Below are 21,349 nucleotides of genomic sequence, written 5' to 3'. Positions count from 1 at the left end.
TTATTTGAAATGTCGCGTCTCGTATTAATTAGAAACCGAAGGAATCAATCCTCTGAGTCCCATATCAACAAGTTGTTCGCCAATCGATGGCTCGTATTTTCCATCCGCGTTAATCTCTGTCCATTCAAAACTATTGTTGACAGAAAACGAAAGTGTTACCACTACATCTTCTGTTTCATTTCCTGTATACGTAAATCCATTTTGAAATTGTCCTGTAACTACACATGAACCTTGCGGCACTGGCGATGAATCAAATAACGGATTTGGCACTGTGGTTGCTCCTGCGGGCGCTTGTCCTTGTGTGGTGAATCCTAAAGCTTCAAATGCCCAGAATCCTTGTAATTTATTTTCGTTAATTTGAAATAAACCTGTGGTACTTCCATCAAAGTCTAATGATGTTATGTATGTATTATATCCTACAAAACTTGCTAAAGTCCCAACAAAATCAAGTCCGCCACCAAATACTTGTATTGTTCCTTCTTGATACGCCAACGAAACACGCACCCAATTGTAAGTTCCTGGGGCAATATCAGTGAGCGGAATTGTTAAAAACACTTCATCATTTCCTGCAAATTGAGCATTTTGAAAATCAATTGCCATATTCCCTCCTTCATTGGTTTCTGCACCTGTGTAGATGACTTGTCCATTACCTAACAATGTTGTTGCGCTTGGCGCAAATTCAATATAATTAGCGCTCATTCTACTAAAATTTGGCGATTGCGCTGCATTCCCCGCAGGAATTGTGGCTGGCTGTCCAATATTATTCAAGCGTTGCTGTGTGGCATCAAACTTAAACTTAATGATTAAATTGTTTACTGTCGGATTTGGCAAACAACAATCTTCATCTGATTTACAGGCTGTGAAACTTACGAGTACAATCGCGAAAGCGAAAATTAGCTTTTTCATGAGAATGATTTGTTTATAATATACCAAATATTGAAAAAAAATACTAGAAATCAATTATTTAATATCTGTTGAATATAACTTTTAGAAAAGAACCTTATTGTGTATCGCTGATAAATTTTAAAGTTAAATACTTTAAAATTTAGTTTTTATTTTCTTTTACTTTGCTCGCACAAAGAAAAGAAACAAAAGAAAGTGCGCTTTTTCCAGAGGTGTTTTTGACTGAAAAAGTCAAAACCGCAATCATTTTTCTAAATTTTTTCCAAGGCTTCAAAAATTCTTAACGAAAAATGGTTGCTACACTGCGGAAAAAGAATCTAGCCGTGTTATTTTCACATGATAATCAATTATTTGTAGTTTTTTAGTACACGTTCACTTTCAAAGTAAGAAAGTTTACTTATTTTTAAAAACTCTTACGTTACTACATCATCATGAATATTTATATTCTTTCGATTAATTCCCGAATTTATTCTACGAATAGATTGTATCACGAAGCCGCCAAAAAAGGGCATAATGTGCGCGTGATAGATCATACAAAATGTGCTGTGATTTTGGGTGATGAAGCCAAACCTCAAATTTATTTAGGTGCTGAAAACATTACACATGGTGTTGATGCGATGATTCCACGAATTGGAACTTCTATTACACGACATGGTGCAGCCATTGTAAAACAGTTTGAAATGAATGGCGTATTTACCACAGCAAAATCGTTGGGAATTATTCGTTCTCGAAATAAACTGCGCACCATGCAAATATTAGCACGAAAGCGCATTCCAATTCCGAAAACTTTGTTTGCAAAAGATACCACAAACATTAAAGAACATATTGAATTGCTTGGTGGCGCGCCAATTATTATCAAACTACAAGAAGGAACGCAAGGATTGGGCGTGATGATTGCCGAAAGTAAGAAATCTGCAAAATCGATCATTGAATCGTTGTATAATATGAACGTGAATATTATTCTGCAAGAGTTTATTGAAGAAGCCAACGGACAAGATATTCGCGTGTATATTGTTGGGAATAAAATTGTGGCTTCCATGATGCGAAGTAGCGATGGCGAAGATTTTAGAAGCAATGTACATCGTGGTGGAACTACGACTTCGGTAACGCTGACAGAATACGAAAAGAAAATCGCGATTCACACTGCAAAAGTGTTAGGTTTGCCTGTCTGTGGCGTAGATATTATTCGTTCCAAACGTGGACCTTTGGTGATTGAAGCCAATTCGTCTGCCGGATTGGAAGGTATTGAAACACATACAAAAGTGAATGTAGCAGGAGAAATTATTAAATTCTTAGAAAATAATGTTCGAAAATTCGGAAAATAAAACCATTACCATTCACGGAGAAACCGTAAAACCTGGCGAAGACAAATGGATTAGAATTCCGATTGATCGCTTACCAACAGGAACCTTGATTGAGATTCCAATTTATGTATCTAATGCAAAAAAACCAGGTCCGACATTGTTGGTGCAAGGTGGTTTGCATGGCGATGAGATTAATGGTGTAGAAATTATCCGTAGAATGCTTTTTGAAGGCTGCTATAAGATCAAAAGTGGCGCTGTGATTGTGTTGCCATTGTTGAATGTTTTTGGGTTTATTCATTTTTCACGACAAGTACCTGATGGAAAAGATGTGAATAGAAGTTTTCCGGGTGTAAATAAAGGTTCGCTTGCCGCGAGAATCGCCTACGAAGTAACATACAACGTGTTGCCACAAGTCGATTTTGGAATTGATTTGCATACTGGTGGCGCGCAACGCAATAATCATCCGCAAATTCGCTATACCGAAAGTATGCCCGAAAGTAAAACCTTAGCGCAAGTGTTTAATGCACCTTTTTATTTTGCGACTTCGCTGATTAAGAAATCGTTTCGAAAAACTGCTTTTGACCGAAAGATTCCGATTATTGTATATGAAGGTGGTGAAAGCATGCGATTTGATGAATATGCCATCCGAGAAGGCATCCAAGGTATTTTGAATGTGATGAAATATGTGGGTATGATTGACAAAATTGACCCAATGCTGATTGAGCGCGAAGCAAGTGAGTTTTTAACAACTCATAAATGGTTACGCGCACCAACTGCAGGTATGTTTGTCCCTCAAGTGTTGAATGGAGGTTCTGTAAAAAAGGGCGAAATTTTAGGCATTGTCACCGATACATTTGCCACGTATTGCAAAGAAATAAAAGCTCCGTACAATGGTTTTGTATTTTGCATTAATAATCAAGCGGTTGTGAATCAGGGTGATGCTTTGTTTCATGTTGGTTGTTAGACGCGCTTCGCTCTTACTAAGAAACTTCTTCTTAAAATATAAATTCAACAACAGTTTTTCACGCACTAATTTTTATTTTAGTCGTTACTATTTTGCGTATGACTAGTTTTCTGGTAATTGTTCTTCTATTTCATACGTACTTAAATTCAAAATGTTTTCTGGATATGCTAGTACGTTTTGTAATACAAGCCCTGTATGGAGATACTCCAGTATACTTTTAAATCGTTATTAAAATAGCCTGACTTTGTAAATGGCAACTCTACTTTAAAAATAATTTTATACTACAATCTGCTCATTATCAATATTCTACGTGCTTTATCAAACACTACGTACCCTACGTAAATTGAAGCATGTATAGTGTTATGTTGGTTTTCTTATCATAATTTGCACTATTATTTTAAACATAATTACCCCTAATATCACCCCTAATATTACGCCTTAATTATTGTATCCATGAAAAAAGCACTACTAATTATCCTAACCATTCTGGTAAGCTACACAGCATTTTCGCAATGTATGGTTGAAGAAGTATCCTTAACAGAAAGAATTAATAAATCATCCATTATAATTGAAGGCGAAGTTATTTCGCAACAAGGTTTTTGGGATGCCAAACGTCAAAATATTTTTACCGTTAATACGATAAAGCCGTTTAAAAATTTTAAAGGTGCGTTATTTAATAGTACAACCATAGATATTATTACTATGGGAGGAACTGTTGGTCTTACTAGATTAGATATTAGCAATGCTTTAAAACTTACTATTGGTGATGTTGGCTTGTTTATCTTGAAGGATTCGCCAGTATCATTAACCAAAAGGGGGAATTTTTTAACCACTGTAGAAGGTGCACAAGGGTTTATAAAATATGATCTGTTTGATGGTTCTGCTAATGATGGTTTTAAACGCTATCCTTCAGTAGAAAAACAATTATATGCACTCATAGCATCTAAAGTAGGTAAAAAATTCTCTGTTTTAAAAAGAGTGAATTTATTTCAAAATAATAAAAATGTTCAGGTAAACTTTATTTCTAGCTATTCTCCAACAATTGTAAATGCTGGAGTTAGCGATATACTTACTATTATTGGAGCTGGTTTTGGTTCCACGCAAGGGACCGTACAATTTAGAGATAGTAATACCGGAGGAACAACTTGGATTTCTGCCTTAGATAGTGATATTATATCATGGGCTGATAATCAAATTCAAGTAAAAGTGATTTCTAATGCAAGTACAGGGGAAGTTAGAGTACAAAGATCCAATAACCAAATTGTAACAAGTCTCGGTGGCCAAATTTTAACAGTAAACTGGGCGCATAGTAACGTAGAATCTGATTTCGTTACTAATACACCAATTAATTATGAGACAAGTTTACGTGCTAAGGATGCTAATGGAGGTTATGAATTTGAATTTGCGCCTAACTTTAGTAATACGAATGAAAGGTCAGCTTTTGATAGGGCTTTAGCAACATGGAATTGTGGTTCTGGTGTCAATTTTGAAAACTCGGGATATACATCGATAAGTGTTCTTGCCTCTGATGGTACCAATGCTGTAATGTATAAGAGTACAACACAAATTGTAGCTGACGGAGGTAGTGCTAGTAGCTTAGCTTTTGCGGCAAGTTGGTATATTGGATGTGATAATGGAGGTGCTATAGAATGGTATGTTAAGGAGATTGATGTTGTTATAAATAGTGATATAAATTGGTATTATGGCTCTGGAGATCCTGGAGATCCTACCAAGTATAGTTTTGAAACTGTAATACTACACGAACTCGGTCATGCACAACAATTGGGACATGTAGCAGACCAAAATGAGATTATGTATTATGCCTTAGGAACCGGTGTAAGTCTTACAACTTTAACTCCAGAAACCTTAAATGGTGCAGCATACGTAATGAATAAAAGTACTACAACTTCTGTTTGTAATAAATCAGTAATGACAACATATGCTGGTTGTTGTAATGATCCAGAAGTTGCCTCACATTCTTCAGATGTTTTTAAATGTGTAGAGGAATCAGCATCTTTTTCAATAACTTCAAATTATGGAACAACTTTTCGATGGCAAGTAAACAATGGAAGTGGTTGGACCAATATTCAAGATACTAATACATTTTATAGTAATGCCAATACAATGGAACTTACTATTGTTGCTATTAAAGCAAATATGGATACGAATCAATACAGATGCGTTGTTTCTAATTCCTGTACAGCAACAGCAAGCTCAAACGCTAGTACTTTAACTATAGAAGCTAGTCCAACAGCAACATTATCTGCTACTGCAGAAACTGCTTGCGAAAATAATGATGGAACAATTACGTTTACATTTCCAGATAGCCCAGATCGTACAGGCATTGAATTTAGTATCAACGGAGGTTCCACGTATCCATACTATTATGATGACGATATAGGGTCTGCAACAATTACAAATTTAGCACCTGCAACTTATAGTGTTTACGCGAGATATGGTGATGATACTTGTGCTACTGAGACAGGAGATATAACTGTTGACTCTAATAATTATCCACAAGCTTCCGTGTCTAGTTCTACAACTTTAGATTGTATTAATAACATAGGAAGTGTAACACTTACTTGGGTACAAGACCCAAGTAGGGACAATATAGAGTTCAGTACCGATGGAGGAAATACGTATCCTTATAACACGTTACTTAGTGCTAACGAACTTACAATACCAAACTTATCTACTGGAGTTATAGACTTATGGGTACGTTGGGGTAGCGATGAATGTCCTGTAGATATGGAAGATGTTACCATAAATATTCCAAATTGTAATTTTTCTAATAGCTTTATAACCACCTGGAAAACAGATAATACAGGAGACTCAGCAAACAATAGTATTACAATACCTACCGAAAGTTCTGGTACCTATAATTACTATGTAGATTGGGGAGATGGACAATTCGACTATAATGTTACCGCAAGTACCACGCATACCTATGCTAGTGCAGGAACTTATACTGTAAAGATAATTGGAGACTTTCCACAAATATATTTTAATGATTCAGGAGACAAGGAAAAAATTCTTTCTGTAGACCAATGGGGATCGACCAATTGGACAAGTATGAATAGGGCTTTTTATGGGTGTAGTAATTTAGTTGTAAATGCAAATGATAGTCCAGACCTTTCAGGAGTAACTTCTTTGGCTGGTATGTTCCGCAACGCGTCATCTTTTAACCAAGATATAAGTGCTTGGAATGTAAGTAGCATTACCACTATGGGTTACATGTTTGATGGCGCTACAGCTTTCAATCAAAATATTAGTGGTTGGAATGTGAGTGCTGTCGAAAACATGTCGCATATGTTCAGGAATGCATCTAACTTTAACCAAAATCTAGCGAATTGGGATGTAAGTAATGTCACAAATATGGGTAACATGTTTAGAAGTGCTACTTCATTCGATCAAGATTTAGGGGCTTGGGATATTAGTAGTATAACTAATATGACTTCTATGTTTACAAGTGTAGCCTTGTCTTCATTAAATTATGATACTACATTAATAGGTTGGAATACGTTAAGTGCAACAGAAACACAAATACCTGCAAATATTATATTTAGTGGAGGAAATAGTAATTTTTGCAATGCAGAAGACGCACGAACTAATTTAGACACTACACACAATTGGACCATTACAGATGGCGGAAAAGATTGTTCTTCAGCATTAATAACCACTTGGAAAACAGATAATTCAGGTGTTACCAATACTAATAGCATTAAAATTTCTTCAGATGGTAATTATAATAATTATAATTATACTATTAATTGGGGAGATGGCACAACGAATAGTAATGTAACGGATGATAGTATAACACATGCGTATACTACTCCAGGAACCTATACAGTAACGATAACTGGTGATTTTCCACGGATTTATTTTGGAACTTCTGGAGATGGAAAAAAGTTACTTTCTGTAGACCAATGGGGAATCCAAGTTTGGAAAACTATGGAAAAAAGTTTTTCTGGTTGTACAAATATGGTTATCAACGCAACTGACAGTCCAGACCTTTCAGAAGTCACTTCATTTTATCGTATTTTTCGAGGTGCTACTGCAATGAACCAAGATATAAGCGCTTGGGATGTTAGTTCAGTAACCAATATGAATGAAGCTTTTTACGAAGCTACAGCTTTCAATCAAGATATAAGCGCTTGGGATGTTAGTGCTGTCACAAACATGAGGTATATGTTCAGGAATGCATTTAACTTTAACCAAGATCTAGCGAATTGGGATGTAAGTAATGTAACAAATATGGGTGAGATGTTTAGAAGTGCTACTTCATTCGATCAAGATTTAGGGACTTGGGATATTAGTAGTATAACTAATATGTCTTCTATGTTTGCAAGTGTAACCTTGTCTTTATCAAATTATGATGATACGTTAATAGGTTGGAATACGTTAAGTGCTACAGAAACACAAATACCTACTAATATTATTCTTAGTGGAGGTTTTAGTAAGTACTGTGCTGGAGAACCAGCGAGAACCAATTTAATAAATACACATGGTTGGACTATTGCAGATGGTGGTAAAGACTGTTCCTCAGCATTTATAACCACCTGGAAAACAGATAATCCTGGTGATACCAATACTAATAGCATTAAAATTTCTACAAGTAGTCTTTATAATTATAATTATACTATTAATTGGGGAGATGGCACAATTAATTATAATGTAACGGGTGACATAACACATGCGTATGCTACTTCGGGAACTTATACAGTAACCATAATTGATGATTTTCCACAGATTCTTCTTAACAGTGGAGGAGATAAAGAAAAGTTGCTTTCTGTAGACCAATGGGGAAACCAAGTTTGGAAAAGTATGGAAAATAGTTTTTCTGGGTGTACAAACATGGTTATAAATGCAACCGATAGTCCAGACCTTTCAGAAGTCACTTCATTTTTTCGTGTTTTCAGTGGCGCTGCAGCTATGAATCAAGATATAAGTGCATGGAATGTTAGTACAGTTACAAATTTTAATCAAGCTTTTTATGGAGCTACCACATTTAACCAAGATATAAGTGTTTGGGATGTTCGCAATGCAACCAGTATGAACCAAATGTTTCGGGAGGCAACAGATTTTAACCAAGACCTAGGAACTTGGGATGTAAGTAATGTAGCATCTATGAACCAGATGTTTCGGGAGGCAGTAAATTTTGATCAAAACTTAGGAGATTGGGACATTAGTAGTATCCTAAGTATGACTTCTATGTTTCAAAATATAACCTTGTCTTTATCAAATTATGATACTACGTTAATAGGTTGGAATACGTTAAGTGCTACAGAAACACAAATACCTGCAAATATTACATTTAGTGGTGGTGGTAGTAACTTTTGTATTGGAGAAGATGCACACATTAATTTAGACACTACACACAATTGGACCATTACAGATGGCGGAAAAGATTGTTCTTCAGCATTTATAACCACTTGGAAAACAGATAATTCAGGTGACACCAATAATAACAGCATTAAAATTCGTATAAGTGGTCTCCGTAATTATAATTATGCTATTAATTGGGGCGATGGTAAAACGAATAGTAATGTAACTGAGAATATAACACATGCATATACTACTCCAGGAACCTATACAGTAACGATAACTGGTGACTTTCCTTACTTTGGGTTTGGAAATACTGGAGATCCAGAAAAGTTGCTTTCTGTAGACCAATGGGGAAATCAAGTTTGGAAAAGTATGTCAAGTAGTTTTTGGGGTTGTACAAATATGGTTATCAACGCAACAGACAGTCCAGACCTTTCAGAAGTCACTTCATTTTATAGTGTTTTTCGTGATGCTACTGCAATGAATCAAGATATAAGCGCTTGGGATGTTAGTTCAGTAACCGATATGAATTATGCTTTTTATGGAGCTACAGCTTTCAATCAAGATATAAGCACTTGGGATGTTAGTTCAGTAACCAATATGAGTTCTGCTTTTTATAGAGCTACAGCTTTCAATCAAAATATAAGCACTTGGGATGTTAGTTCAGTAACCAATATGAGTTATGCTTTTTTTTTAACTACAGCTTTCAATCAAGATATAAGCGCTTGGGATGTAAGTGCTGTCACAGACATGAGGTATATGTTCTGGAGTGCAACAAACTTTGACCAAAATCTAGCGAATTGGGACATAAGTAGTATTAGAAATATGACAAATATGTTTCGATATATAACCTTGTCTTCATCAAATTATGATAATACGTTAATAGGTTGGAATACGTTAAGTGCTACAGAAACACAAATACCTACAAATATTACCTTTAGTGGTGGTGATAGTAAGTACTGTGCTGGAAAAACAGCGAGAACCAATTTAATAAATACACATGGTTGGACTATTGCAGATGGTGGTAAAGACTGTTCCTCAGCATTTATAACCACCTGGAAAACAGATAATCCAGGTACTACTAATGCAAATAGCATTAAAATTTTTACAAATGGTATAAATCCTTATAATTATACTATTAATTGGGGAGATGACACAGCTAATTATAATGTAACGGGTGACATAACACATGCATATGCTACTTCAGGAACTTATACAGTAACCATAACTGGTGACTTTCCTTACTTTGGGTTTGGAAATTCTGGAGATGAAGAAAAGTTGCTTTCTGTAGACCGATGGGGAAACCAAGTTTGGAAAAGTATGGAAAGTAGTTTTTATGGTTGTACAAATATGGTTATAAATGCAACCGATAGTCCAGACCTCTCAGAAGTCACTTCATTTTATCGTATTTTTCGTGATGCTGAAACTATGAACCAAGATATAAGTGCTTGGGATGTGAGTACAATAACAACTTTTAGTGAAGCCTTTTTTGGAGCTACTGCATTTGATCAAGATCTAGGTGCTTGGGACATTAGTAGCATGCTAAGTATGACTTTAATGTTTGATAATGTAGCCATGTCTACATCAAATTATGATGATACGTTAATAGGTTGGAATACGTTAAGTGCTACAGAAACACAAATACCTACAAATATTATATTTAGTGGAGGAAATAGTAATTTTTGCAATGCAGAAAACGCACGAACTAATTTAGATACAACACACAATTGGACCATTACAGATGGAGGAAAAGACTGTTCTTTAGCATTTATAACTACTTGGAAAACAGATAATTCAGGTACTACCGATAATAACAGCATTAAAATCCCTAGAAATAGTCTCTATAACTATAATTATAATATTAATTGGGGAGATGGCACAACTAATCTTAATGTAACGGGTAATATAACACATGCGTATACAACTTCGGGAACCTATACAGTAACGATAACTGGTGATTTTCCACAGATTTATTTTGGAAATACTGGAGATCCAGAAAAGTTGCTTTCTGTAGACCAATGGGGAAACCAAGTTTGGAAAAGTATGCGAGAAAGTTTTTATGGTTGTAGAAATATGGTTATCAACGCAACCGATAGTCCAGACCTTTCAGAAGTCACTTCATTTTACCGTATTTTTCGAGGTGCTGAAGCTATAAACCAAGATATAAGCACTTGGGATGTTAGTTCAGTAACCGATATGTTTCAAGCTTTTTATGGAGCTACAGCTTTCAATCAAGATATAAGTATTTGGGATGTTAGTGCTGTCACAGAAATGGGGAATATGTTCAGGAATGCATTTAGCTTTGACCAAAATCTAGCGAATTGGGATATAAGTAAAGTAACAAATATGCTTTATATGTTTCTAAATGCAACCTTGTCTATCTCAAATTATGATAATACGTTAATAGGTTGGAATACGTTAAGTGCTACAGAAACACAAATACCGACCAATATTATATTCAGCGGAGGTAATAGTAAGTACTGTGTTGGAAAAGCAGCGAGAACCAATTTAAGAAACACACATGGTTGGACAATTACAGATGCAGGCAGAGATTGTGCAAAAGTTGCTATAAAAGTAGTCTTACAAGGTGCGACTTTCAATCCTAATGCAGGTGAAGAAACGTTAATGCGAGACGATCTGCGCGTCGCTGGGTTACTACCAGTAACAAGTCCTTATACTGATGCTATTGTGGCAAATGCAACGGTATTTAATAGAGGAGGAACTTCAGGAACTGAGCCAATAAATAATGATATTGTAGATTGGATTTTTGTTGAATTTCGTGATGCAACTAATAGCTCAGTTACAGTAGCGAGTCAATCGGCATTACTGCAACGCGATGGCGATGTTGTTGCTATTAATGGTATTTCAGATCTATACCTAAATTTAGCGGCTGGTAGTTATTATGTAGTAGTGAAGCATCGGAATCATTTAGGTGTTATGACCAAAAATTCGTTTACACTAGATGCGTCTAGGGTTCTGTTAGATTTTACAGATATTACAGGCATTGCAGATACAAATAATCAATTTACGTACGGTTCTAATGCGCAAGCAATTATTGCAGGTTCACCAAATACGTTAGCACTTTGGTCTGGAAATACAAATGGAGATCAATACATTCAATATACAGGCGCAACACCAGATGTGCCAAATATTTTATCAACGGTGTTGAATAATCTAGGAAACTTTTTAAACTTCCCTACCTATTCATTTTCAGAATATAGTATGAATGATGTTGATATGGATGGTAATATTCAATACAGTGGAGCTACTCCAGACACGCCTTTTATATTACAAAATACGCTTTCGCATCCTGGGAATTTTTTAAACTTTAGTACGCATAGAATAGAAGAACAGCTGCCAGAAAACTAATTGCAGTCTAGTTAGTTTAAGGCGTTATTTATAAATTTTTAAAGGGAATTGCTATTTTTAAAAGCAGTTCCCTTTTTTTGTAAATTACAGTTATTCTTCTATAAAAAGAAGTTCTTTATATTCTGTAGTCCAATTAAGAATAGCATCTACACTCGTTTTTAATTCTAATTTTGTAATGATATTAGTTCTATGTTTTTGCACAGTTCTTACGGAAATAAAAATGGAATCGGCGATATCTTTTGTAGTGTAATTTTTAGCAATTAATCTGATTATTGTATGCTCTGAAGGTGATAATTTATGAAATTTTTCTAACTCTGGTGAGATTTGATTTTCATAAACAGCATCAAATGTTTTACTAAAATAAGTTTCGCCATTACACAAGGCTTCTATGCATTTTTCTATTTGGTTAAAAGGTTCGTCTTTAAGCAAATACCCTGAAATATTTAATGTTTTAGCCTTAATAACATAGCGTTTCTCTTTATGAGATGTTAGTAGTATAAATTTGGTTTTTAAGTTTTTGTTTCTACATTCCTTGATCACTTGAAAACCATTCAATAGTGGCATTTGTATATCTAAAATTGCAATGTCTGGCGTATGCTTTAAAATAAGTTTTGATGCGTCTTCACCATTTGTAGCAGTATCAATAACATTATAGTTATTGGAAACTAATTCTTCGGTCAACCCTTTTAATAATAAAGGATGATCGTCTGCTATTATAATTTTAATTTCTTTAGCCATTTTATACTGGTATTTGAGCTGTAATCTTTGTTCCTTTTTCTAATTTACTATCTATGGTCAATTCGCCTTTTAGTATGCGAATACGCTCATACACTGTTTTAAGTCCTAAACTATTTTTTATTTTCGCATTGGTAAGATCAAATCCTTTTCCGTTATCTTCAATTGTTATTCTAATAAAATTGTGCTCTTTTATAATGTTCACATATAATGCTTTAGCTTCTGCATGTTTTAAAACATTAGTAATGCATTCTTGTATAAAACGATAACAATTCAGCGCTTGTTCTTCATTAAAATAAGTATCTATTTTATGAATCTCTGCCGTAACAAATAGGTTGGTTTGTTTGTCAATATCTAAAATTAATTGATCAATGCTTTCTGTTAATCCAAGTTGTTTTAATAAAGGCGGATATAAACCACGAGATAACGCACGCACTTCTTCAAGGGTATTATGCGTAAGTGTTGTTATTTCTTCTTGATCTATACTTTGGGCTTTTCTTTTAATCAACGTAAGTTGCTGACTAATACTATCGTGAAGTTCTATGGCTATTCTGCTCCGTTCATTTTCTTGAGATTGGATCAATCCTTGTGAAAAGTTTTCTTGCAGGTTTCTTTTAATTTGAGCTTGTTTTAAAAACCATACTAACGTTGAAATAATGATCAGAGAAATTAACGAAATAAACCACCACTCTTTGTAGAAGAACTCTTTACTCTCAACAGTTAGCTGTAATGTGTTTGCTATTTTTTTTCTTGAAAAATCTAATACTTCAATTTCTAAATTATAATTTCCAGCTGCTAAATTTGGAATCTGTATTACATTTTGATGTTTTAAATCGATCCACTCTTTCTTATTTAAACGGTATCTATAATAGTAGTTTTCTGTAAGTTTGTTTGTCTTTTTTAAAGCGAAAATAAGTTCTAAAGCTCTGTTTTCTGATGGTAGTATAATGGGTTTGTTAGATGCTAAATCTAGTCGATTAAAATTGGTTGTGTATTTTTTTAAGTCTTTATCGTATGTATTCACCGTAAGCAATACCAATACTGCCGAATCCTTCTTTACATTCAAATCTTCAGGTCTAAAATAATTAAGACCTTTAAGCGTGCCAACTAAAAAGGAATTATGCGTTGTTTTTAGTGCGCTATATCTATTGGCTTCATTATTACTTAAACCTTCATTTTCTGAAAATCGTGTGGTGGTCTTATCTTTTGGATTAAAAGCTACAACTCCATTAAACGTGTTAATCCACCAAATGTCATTTTTAAAAAGAATGCTTGCTATTCCTGCATTTAAGTCATCTTCATATACCGTTGTAAAACGTTCCTTTTTTTCATTAAATGCTACTATTTTTCCACTTCTTGTTCCTAATAAATACCCATAATCTTTATGATAATCGCACATTAAAATATAGGAGTCTTCAAGTTGAGGTTTGTTATTATAAAATTGATGCTCCTTACTCTTTAAATTATAAGTTAATAATCCTTTATTGGTTCCAGCAATAACTAAGTTGCTGTTTTTTAGCATTTCTATATCAATAATCTCTAAGGAGTCCGTTTTAAGTAAAGTCGTATGCGTTTTAGTTTTGGTATTAAACTGCATAAGCTTGTAATTGGTTGTGCCATAAACAATAATACTATCATTGGGACGCGCTAAACAATTTGCAGGTTTATGATTATACGTTTCTGTCTCAAATGTATTCCTGTCAACTCTTAAAATAGAAGCTTCACTATTACTCCATATAATGTTGTCTTCTTTAAACATATTTCTAGTTGAAACAGGTATAAAGGCGTTGCCTTTGTTTTTTAGCGCTAAAGGCTTAATTGTATTTGTAGCAGTGTTTAATGTAAACCATCCCGATTCTTCAGTTGCAATGATATAATTGGTAGCATCTATTTCATTGATAGCTCTAATACTATTTTCCTTCAGGTAGTTTTTTATTTGTTTTTTTGGAAATCTATAATAATGCAATTCATTGTTATAAACGACCCATACATCTTCTTTATTATTTTTTGAGGTGGCAACAAACCCTTTAACTGTACTGTATTCTTCTTCCTCATAAACAGTTTTCAAACCTGCATCATCTAAAGTGTCAAAACGTAGTTTATTAGTAATGGAAGATATAATAAGATGGTTATTTACATCATCAGTATACGTTTCAATAAAATTCTTTTTTAAGGTGTTATTTGTAGTATTACAAATTAAAATTTCTTTAGTCTTTTCGCTTATATAATGCAATTGAGAGCTATTATTTATAAAACAATAGTAGGTGTTATTAGCCTTAAATATATTTTTTATCCAGTATTTAGGTTGATCTGTTGTTTTAAATGAATCTGAACCAATTGTTTTTAATACATTTCCTTTCCAGTCGAACATCATAATAGGAAAACTGTCATCTCCAATAATACAATAGTCTTTAAAGTAAATAAACTTTGTAGAAGAATCTATTAAAAACTCATGCTCGGTATTCGTAAAACTAAATACAGGCTTTAAACTAAGATCCTTGAGAATTATATTTACGGTTATTTCTTGTTTTTTTTGTGATAAAACATAGTCTTTAAAATTGTATCTAAAAACATTTGAGAGTTGTGTGGAACCCGAAAACTGACCTTTTGTATGTATTCTTGTAAACTTTGTTGTTACAGGATCAAATAAAAATAGAATATGTTCAAAGGCTGTTACTGCTTTTAGGTAAAATTTACCATCAGCACGTTTATAAATTTGTGCTATCTTAGTTATGGGTTCTTCTAAAACGGGTAGCGGTATGTTATGAAACGTATTTCCATCAAAACGTTGTAATGTTAATTTCTGTTTATTTACAACAATAGTTCGCACATTATAATTAACGCCACCTAGCCATAAAAAACCATCATTATCTAAGCACATTGCAGCTATGAAATCTAATGCTAAACCATCGTTTTTTGTGTAGGTTTTTTTAGTTAACCTACTTGATTGAGAATAGGAAAAAATAGAGAATAATAATATAAGGTATAAAAGACTTTTACTCATTATAAAAATATCGGTTTACTTTTTAAATTGAGTATGTGTATTTATATTATTATTGAACTTAAGAATAAAAAATAGGGTAGATTTTTGTAACATAATTTGGGGTATTACAAGTTTAATTTATTAAATAAATGCTGTTAAAGGTATTAAAAATATGAGTATGCACAATATTTTGGCACGAGCAATCGCAGGTTTATAAATTCGATGATCTCTATTTAACTATTCTATGAATAATTACGTACGCACCTACTCTACTTTGTTGTTCAAAATCACCATCAAAAATATCCCAATGTTCATCAAGAAACTCAACTTCCAGCGTGGCGATTTTAATTTCTTTATCCATACTAGAAAGATGATTTTCTAAATCTTCACTACTAATTTTACTTTCTCAGAATTTTATATAATAGTCTTGTATTGAACGTCGAATGTAAAACTCTTTATGGTTAGTTGTCTCGCCATTTTTTTAACGAAATTTTTAATAACTATTGGATATGATATATTTTCCTGCGCTAGACGATATATCTTTTGCTTTATTTTTTGACATAATTACGTTCTTTTGACTTGAACAAGACTATGTGAAGAGACAAATGATACACGCTAATATAAATAAAGCCATATTTTAGTTTTCTCATTCTTCAATATTTACTAGCGTATATATACGGAATTCCTATTGTTTTTCTAAAAATATAACTTTTTTGAACATTCCTACAAATAAGAATACTTCTCAAAATACGTGCTAATTGCTTTCAAATCCTCAATCAAAAAGTTCGACTTTAGAAATCTTGGGGTTGGAAACGGCTGCGCCTTTGGTATCGCTTCACTTCGACAAGCTCAGTATGAACGCTCTTGGTATTTTAGTCAGTGAGTTTAAGTACTTTTCGTCATTCCGTGCTTGACACGGAATCTCATACACTAAATCATTACTATAACGTCTTTGCGAGAACTTTTTTCAAGTTTGTAGTTAGCTGTTTGTTGGGTAAACGTACGCCATCTTGAACTGAGAAAATATTACATACTAGCAACGAATATATTTAACAAATGACCTCAACCCATGAAAAGAAGCATTTTTGAGGTTCGTTAAGGGTTAAAAGCGGTTGATTAAGGGTTTTTACCGCTTGTTGTAGTGGTTCGAGGTGGTTCGGAAGCGCTTCGATGCGGTTCTGAACCGGTTAAAATGATTAATGAACCGCTTCGAAGGTATTCGGAATAGCTTATAATCATTACAAGACCGCTTCGAAGTCCTATTTTATAGAAAATAATCTTCACATAATTATTTATAAATATTAAATTATCGTTTATAAGCGATAATTTATCGCATCAAAGGATATAAAGATGGCTTTAAAACATTAATTTAATCCTTCGAGGTACTTCGGGAACGTTTTGAAGGCATTCTTTATGGGGATACCCTATGTTGGTATGGGGTAGATTGCTTCGTCATACTTCCTCGCAAAGACGTTTCAAATGGATTCTTATCTGCACAAGAAATCGAAGATTCGACGAAGTCAATGACAAAAATTTACAATTAATAGAACTTTGAGATCCCACTTTTCAGTGGGATTAGTTCAACTTACAATTTTGAATGCGTCTTTGAGACTTTTCAAAATTGAGTTTCACTAAAAACCACCACACGAAAATCGCTTTCCGCATAGTGGTAAATCAAGCATGAGAATGCTTCTTTTTATCTTGTAAAATATTTGATTAGATTCCGCTCTTCAGCGGAGTTAATTCAACCTGCAATTTTGAATGCGTCCTTTGGACTTCTCAACATAACTTTAGATTTTTCGTAATTTTTGAGAATAAAACTCAAATTGAAAATCTTTTAAAAAGACTCCGCTCTTCAGCGGAGCTAGTTCAACTTGCAAAGTTGTGTGCATCTCGATAGCTTCGCTAGGTATTTTCATCAAAATATATTTTGATCTCAATAATGCTCGATGTGACACGCTCGATAAAGGCTTTTCAACTTTGAGTTTCATTAAAACAAATCTAAGTTTGGCCAAAATTTAATTGCTTTAATTCCGTCTTCTAATGCTTTTTTCATAGCACCAGCTTGTCCTGCGCCATTTCCTGTTGAGTTTGTTAGAAATACATAGCTTACACCATTGTCCATTTTTTTAATAAACGTACTTGTTCCGCCCATTCCACCGCCATGTGACCAGTTTCCGCCACTTACTGCCCAACCTTTGGCATAGCTTCCATTTGCAGAAGAACCTTTGGTCATCGTTGTTATGGTGCTGCTTTTTAAGATGTCTTTTTTAGAATTTTGTCCATCCACACGAACCATGAACCTTAGTAAGTCTACCGAAGAAGCTATCAAACCGCCATGACTGTCCATTCTGCGCATTTGCAAACTATAGGCATTTCCACCATTTGCATAGTATACCACTTCTTTGTATTTACGTTTCTTTTTTTCGTTGGCTCCAATGTATATTTGCGAGATTCCACATTGCTTTAGAATGTTGTTTCGTAAGTAGCTTTCGTAACTTTTCCCTGTTTTCTTTTCAATGATTCTTCCTAATAGACAGTATCCATAGTTTGAGTATTGATAACGCGTTCCTGGTTTGTGACTCGGGTTGCGATTATCTAAAACCCAACCGATTAATTTGGGTTGACTTAAATCTTTCTTTTGAAACATAGGCGCGCTCCAAGTGTCTGTTCCTTCTGGTTTCATGTTATTGTCCCACGTATCGCCACCAGCCGTATGCTCTAGTAATTGTTGTACCGTGATTGCTTTTTCCCAGTTTCCTAATGCTTTTGAACCATATTTACTTCCAAGAATACTGTTTCTTCCTAATACTTTATCACTTAGTTTGAGTTTGTTTTGCTCCACTAATTTCATGATTGCCACAGATGTAATTGGTTTTGAAACACTTGCCAATCGCATTAAACTTGTTGCAGATGCAATGGTTTTGTCTTCTTTGTTTCCATATCCATATCCTTTTGCATAGACCAATCTTCCATCTTTTACAATTCCGATCGTTACGCCAGGCACTTTGAAATCTTTCATTACTTTTTTGATTTTCGCATCGAGTTGATTTGTATCGCTACTTTTCCAAGTGGTTACATTTTTGAAAGCTGCTGCATATCCTGATGATTTTCCTGCGTCGTGTCCGCTAACAGAAATCGGAACATATCCTTGATAGTAATGATTGTCAACTTGTAATTGATAGTTTTTAGAGTTCATTCCATGACGCGCACTATATTTTCCAGATTTTTTTTCCATGATGCATGCGTAATAGGTTTTATTTCCAACATCATAACTGTCCACCTGTGTTACACGAAAACCTTGTTTCCAATATTTAACAACTAGATCTTGATATTGTTTACTGGTTAAGCCATGACGCGCCACATACCCTGAAGGATTCCCTTTTTTCCATATCGCAGCATAGTATGCTTTTCCTTTGATTCCGTAACCGCTAATGTGTACTAAACGATAGCCGTCTTTTTGATTCTTTTTGAATTCGGCAGTATATTTCGTTCCTGTCAATCCGTGACGCGCTCGCAATCCGCTTGTACTTTGTTTGTTCCAAATAGCAGCATAGCGTGCTTTTTTTCCATTGGAATAGCCATCAACATGTATTAAACGATACCCGTTTTTATGATTTTTTGTCACCTCATCTTGGTATTGTTTTGAGGTTAGATTGTGACGTGCAATGAGTGTCGATGTTTTTCCTTTTTTCCATAAGGCAGCAAATTTTATTTTTCCGTTTACATAGTATCCATCTACATACGTTAGTTTGTAACCTGCTTTGTGAAATTTGGTGACTTCCGTTTGGTATTGCGCTGACGAAAGATTGTGACGCGCTGCGTAATTTTTTAGTGTTTTCACCACAAACGGTTTTTCTTCATTGTTGGCGTTTTCGCCATTTTTTGTTCCCGCAAAGGAGAAAGAAAATAGTAGTATCATTCCCCATAGTGCCAATTTTGTTTTTGTATTCATCATTTTGATTTTTAAAATTAATAACGATGCAAACCTAGTGTTGACAATGGGTTCAGGTGTCCTGTATTGTTGAAACTAAAGGAATTGAGACTTGAATGGGTGTTTTTCCCGAAAGACTGTGGGTGACATCCCTGTGAGTTTTTTGAAGGAATTGTAAAAAGCCGATTTTGAATTGAATCCAGCTTCTAGTCCAATGGATAATACTGGATATTCTATAAATGCCGGATGCGATAGTTTGGATTTTATTTCTTTGATGCGGTAACTATTTACAAAGTCTGAAAAGTTATGTCCGCTTAAGCTATTGATTACTTGCGAAAGATAGTTTGCGCTAATGTTTATTTCTTCAGAGAGTGTACTGAGTTTTATTGCTGGATTTCGATAGCGTTTTTCTTCTTCCATTAACGAACAGAGTTCTTTGTAATAGCTATTATCCTTTGAAATGCTCAATCCTTTTTTCTGTTGTAATTGAATGAGTTTTTTTTCGGTCAGTTTTGCAATGAGTTGAAAGAGATAGAGATGATTTTCCGTGAAGAAGTTTCGCTGAGAATGTTCCGCGTCTAACACACCTTTTAGGATTCCTTCTACATAGATAGGAACCGCTAATTCAGATAAGCGTGCTTTGTCATCTATGATGTAACGTTTGTCTTTGCGTGTATCTTTGATGAGTTCGTAGTTTCCTGTTTGAGCAACACTTCCCACAATTCCTTTTCCAACAGGAATTTCTTTGGGTTCGTGAATTTTAAAAGCATCTTGTTTTTTGTTTCCAAAAGCTGCTTCTTGCTTTAGCATTTGTGTTTTTTCATCTAAGAGATAGAGCACACAGTCTTCTAGTTCTAGTTTGGAAACACAGTTTTCCAAGATGTCCCAAAGCACTTCTTTCGTTTTACTGATATCAAATAGAGATGTTGCAAAGTAGCTTAGAATTGTAATGACTTGTGATTGATTTTTCTGCAAAACAGCCAACGCAGTAGGTTCAAACATTTTATCTAAACCAGAGAGATTGAATGTTTTTTCTTCTTCCGCTTTTTCTTTTTGAATTTTCTGCAAATGCGAAACGCTTTTTATGTAGAATACATAGTAACACGCCAAATACGCAATCCACAATGGATAGTACGTATCGTTTCCGCCAACATTGACATCAATTTTTATGTATAAAAGTGTTAGCAACCAAAAAACACTTAGCAGAATTAACGTCATGTAAATGTTTTTTAACCATTTCGTTTTACGCAGTACAAAGTGATACGATTGATCGCCCAAATCTTTTTCATAACTTTTGATGATGCGGTAATTCCAAACACCAATGATAAACGTGAATAGTAAGGCTAGGTTTTCATTCCATTCCGTGCGAATGTTACGAACTGTTTCTCGTGATAAAATAGCGTAATCGACAAAGACATTGATCTTCACGACCGTGTAAATAAGGAAGAACGCCGCAAACGGAATGAGTAAGTAGTATTTGTATTTTTTGAAGAGCTTTTCTTTTTGAAGATACGCACAGGTAAACGCCGTAAAGATGACAGGTGCTAGAAATTCGAACGGCAAAAAGAAGAGACTGATGACTTTGTATTTTCGAGAGATTCCAATGTCAAACGAAATGTATTGTAGAATGGCAATTGCTGTAATGATGAGAAACCAATAGAAATACCGTGTGGTTTTGTCCTGTGGTTTTTTAGTGAATACATGATAGAGCACTAAAGCTAATAATCCGATAGCGCCAATGAATATGGTGGTGTTGTATAGATTCCAATGTAACATTTGTAGGTAGGTTTCATTTACCTAAAGATACAATAAAAATGGTCTTATATACTTGA

Annotated in this window: 9 protein-coding genes; 3 read left to right on the top strand and 6 right to left on the bottom strand. The window is 34.4% G+C overall.

What is annotated here, in order from left to right:
* Positions 1–24: 24 nt before the first annotated feature.
* Positions 25–906: a hypothetical protein gene (locus H2O64_RS07100; protein WP_187561471.1), complete on the bottom strand. Its 882-nt coding sequence runs from the start codon at positions 904–906 to the stop codon at positions 25–27.
* A 428-nt stretch (positions 907–1,334) separates the two neighbouring features.
* Between H2O64_RS07100 and H2O64_RS07095 the strand changes: the two genes are divergently transcribed.
* The 3 genes from H2O64_RS07095 to H2O64_RS07085 all read left to right on the top strand — a co-directional run bounded on the left by H2O64_RS07095 (position 1,335) and on the right by H2O64_RS07085 (position 11,865).
* A complete protein-coding gene (locus tag H2O64_RS07095) occupies positions 1,335–2,228 on the top strand; it encodes a RimK family alpha-L-glutamate ligase (protein WP_187561470.1) in 894 nt (297 codons plus the stop codon).
* Positions 2,206–3,171, top strand: coding sequence for a succinylglutamate desuccinylase/aspartoacylase family protein (locus H2O64_RS07090; protein WP_187561469.1), 966 nt, complete (start codon positions 2,206–2,208; stop codon positions 3,169–3,171). The genes H2O64_RS07095 and H2O64_RS07090 overlap by 23 nt, the downstream gene beginning before the upstream one ends.
* A 453-nt stretch (positions 3,172–3,624) precedes the next feature.
* Positions 3,625–11,865, top strand: a complete 8,241-nt coding sequence (locus H2O64_RS07085; protein WP_187561468.1) for a BspA family leucine-rich repeat surface protein — start codon at positions 3,625–3,627, stop codon at positions 11,863–11,865.
* 90 nt (positions 11,866–11,955) lie between these two features.
* Here H2O64_RS07085 and H2O64_RS07080 read toward each other — a convergent pair whose 3' ends face one another.
* From H2O64_RS07080 to H2O64_RS07065, 5 genes are all read right to left on the bottom strand, one after another.
* Entirely contained in the window at positions 11,956–12,603 is a 648-nt protein-coding gene (locus H2O64_RS07080) for a response regulator transcription factor (protein WP_187561467.1), read from the bottom strand.
* A 1-nt stretch (position 12,604) separates the two neighbouring features.
* Positions 12,605–15,604 carry a sensor histidine kinase gene (locus H2O64_RS07075; RefSeq protein WP_187561466.1) on the bottom strand — a complete coding sequence of 1,000 codons (3,000 nt, stop codon included), beginning with the start codon at positions 15,602–15,604 and terminating at the stop codon, positions 12,605–12,607.
* A gap of 208 nt (positions 15,605–15,812) precedes the next feature.
* A complete protein-coding gene (locus H2O64_RS24160; protein WP_262890633.1) occupies positions 15,813–15,944 on the bottom strand; it encodes a hypothetical protein in 132 nt (43 codons plus the stop codon).
* 1,629 nt (positions 15,945–17,573) lie between these two features.
* Positions 17,574–19,538: a serine hydrolase gene (locus tag H2O64_RS07070; protein ID WP_187561465.1), complete on the bottom strand. Its 1,965-nt coding sequence runs from the start codon at positions 19,536–19,538 to the stop codon at positions 17,574–17,576.
* Between the two features lie 75 nt (positions 19,539–19,613).
* Positions 19,614–21,293: a helix-turn-helix domain-containing protein gene (locus tag H2O64_RS07065; protein ID WP_187561464.1), complete on the bottom strand. Its 1,680-nt coding sequence runs from the start codon at positions 21,291–21,293 to the stop codon at positions 19,614–19,616.
* Positions 21,294–21,349 lie beyond the last annotated feature (56 nt).

The sequence above is a fragment of the Kordia aestuariivivens genome, from assembly GCF_014397005.1.
Lineage (GTDB): Bacteria > Bacteroidota > Bacteroidia > Flavobacteriales > Flavobacteriaceae > Kordia > Kordia aestuariivivens.
This window is presented reverse-complemented; position numbering and strand designations above follow the sequence as displayed.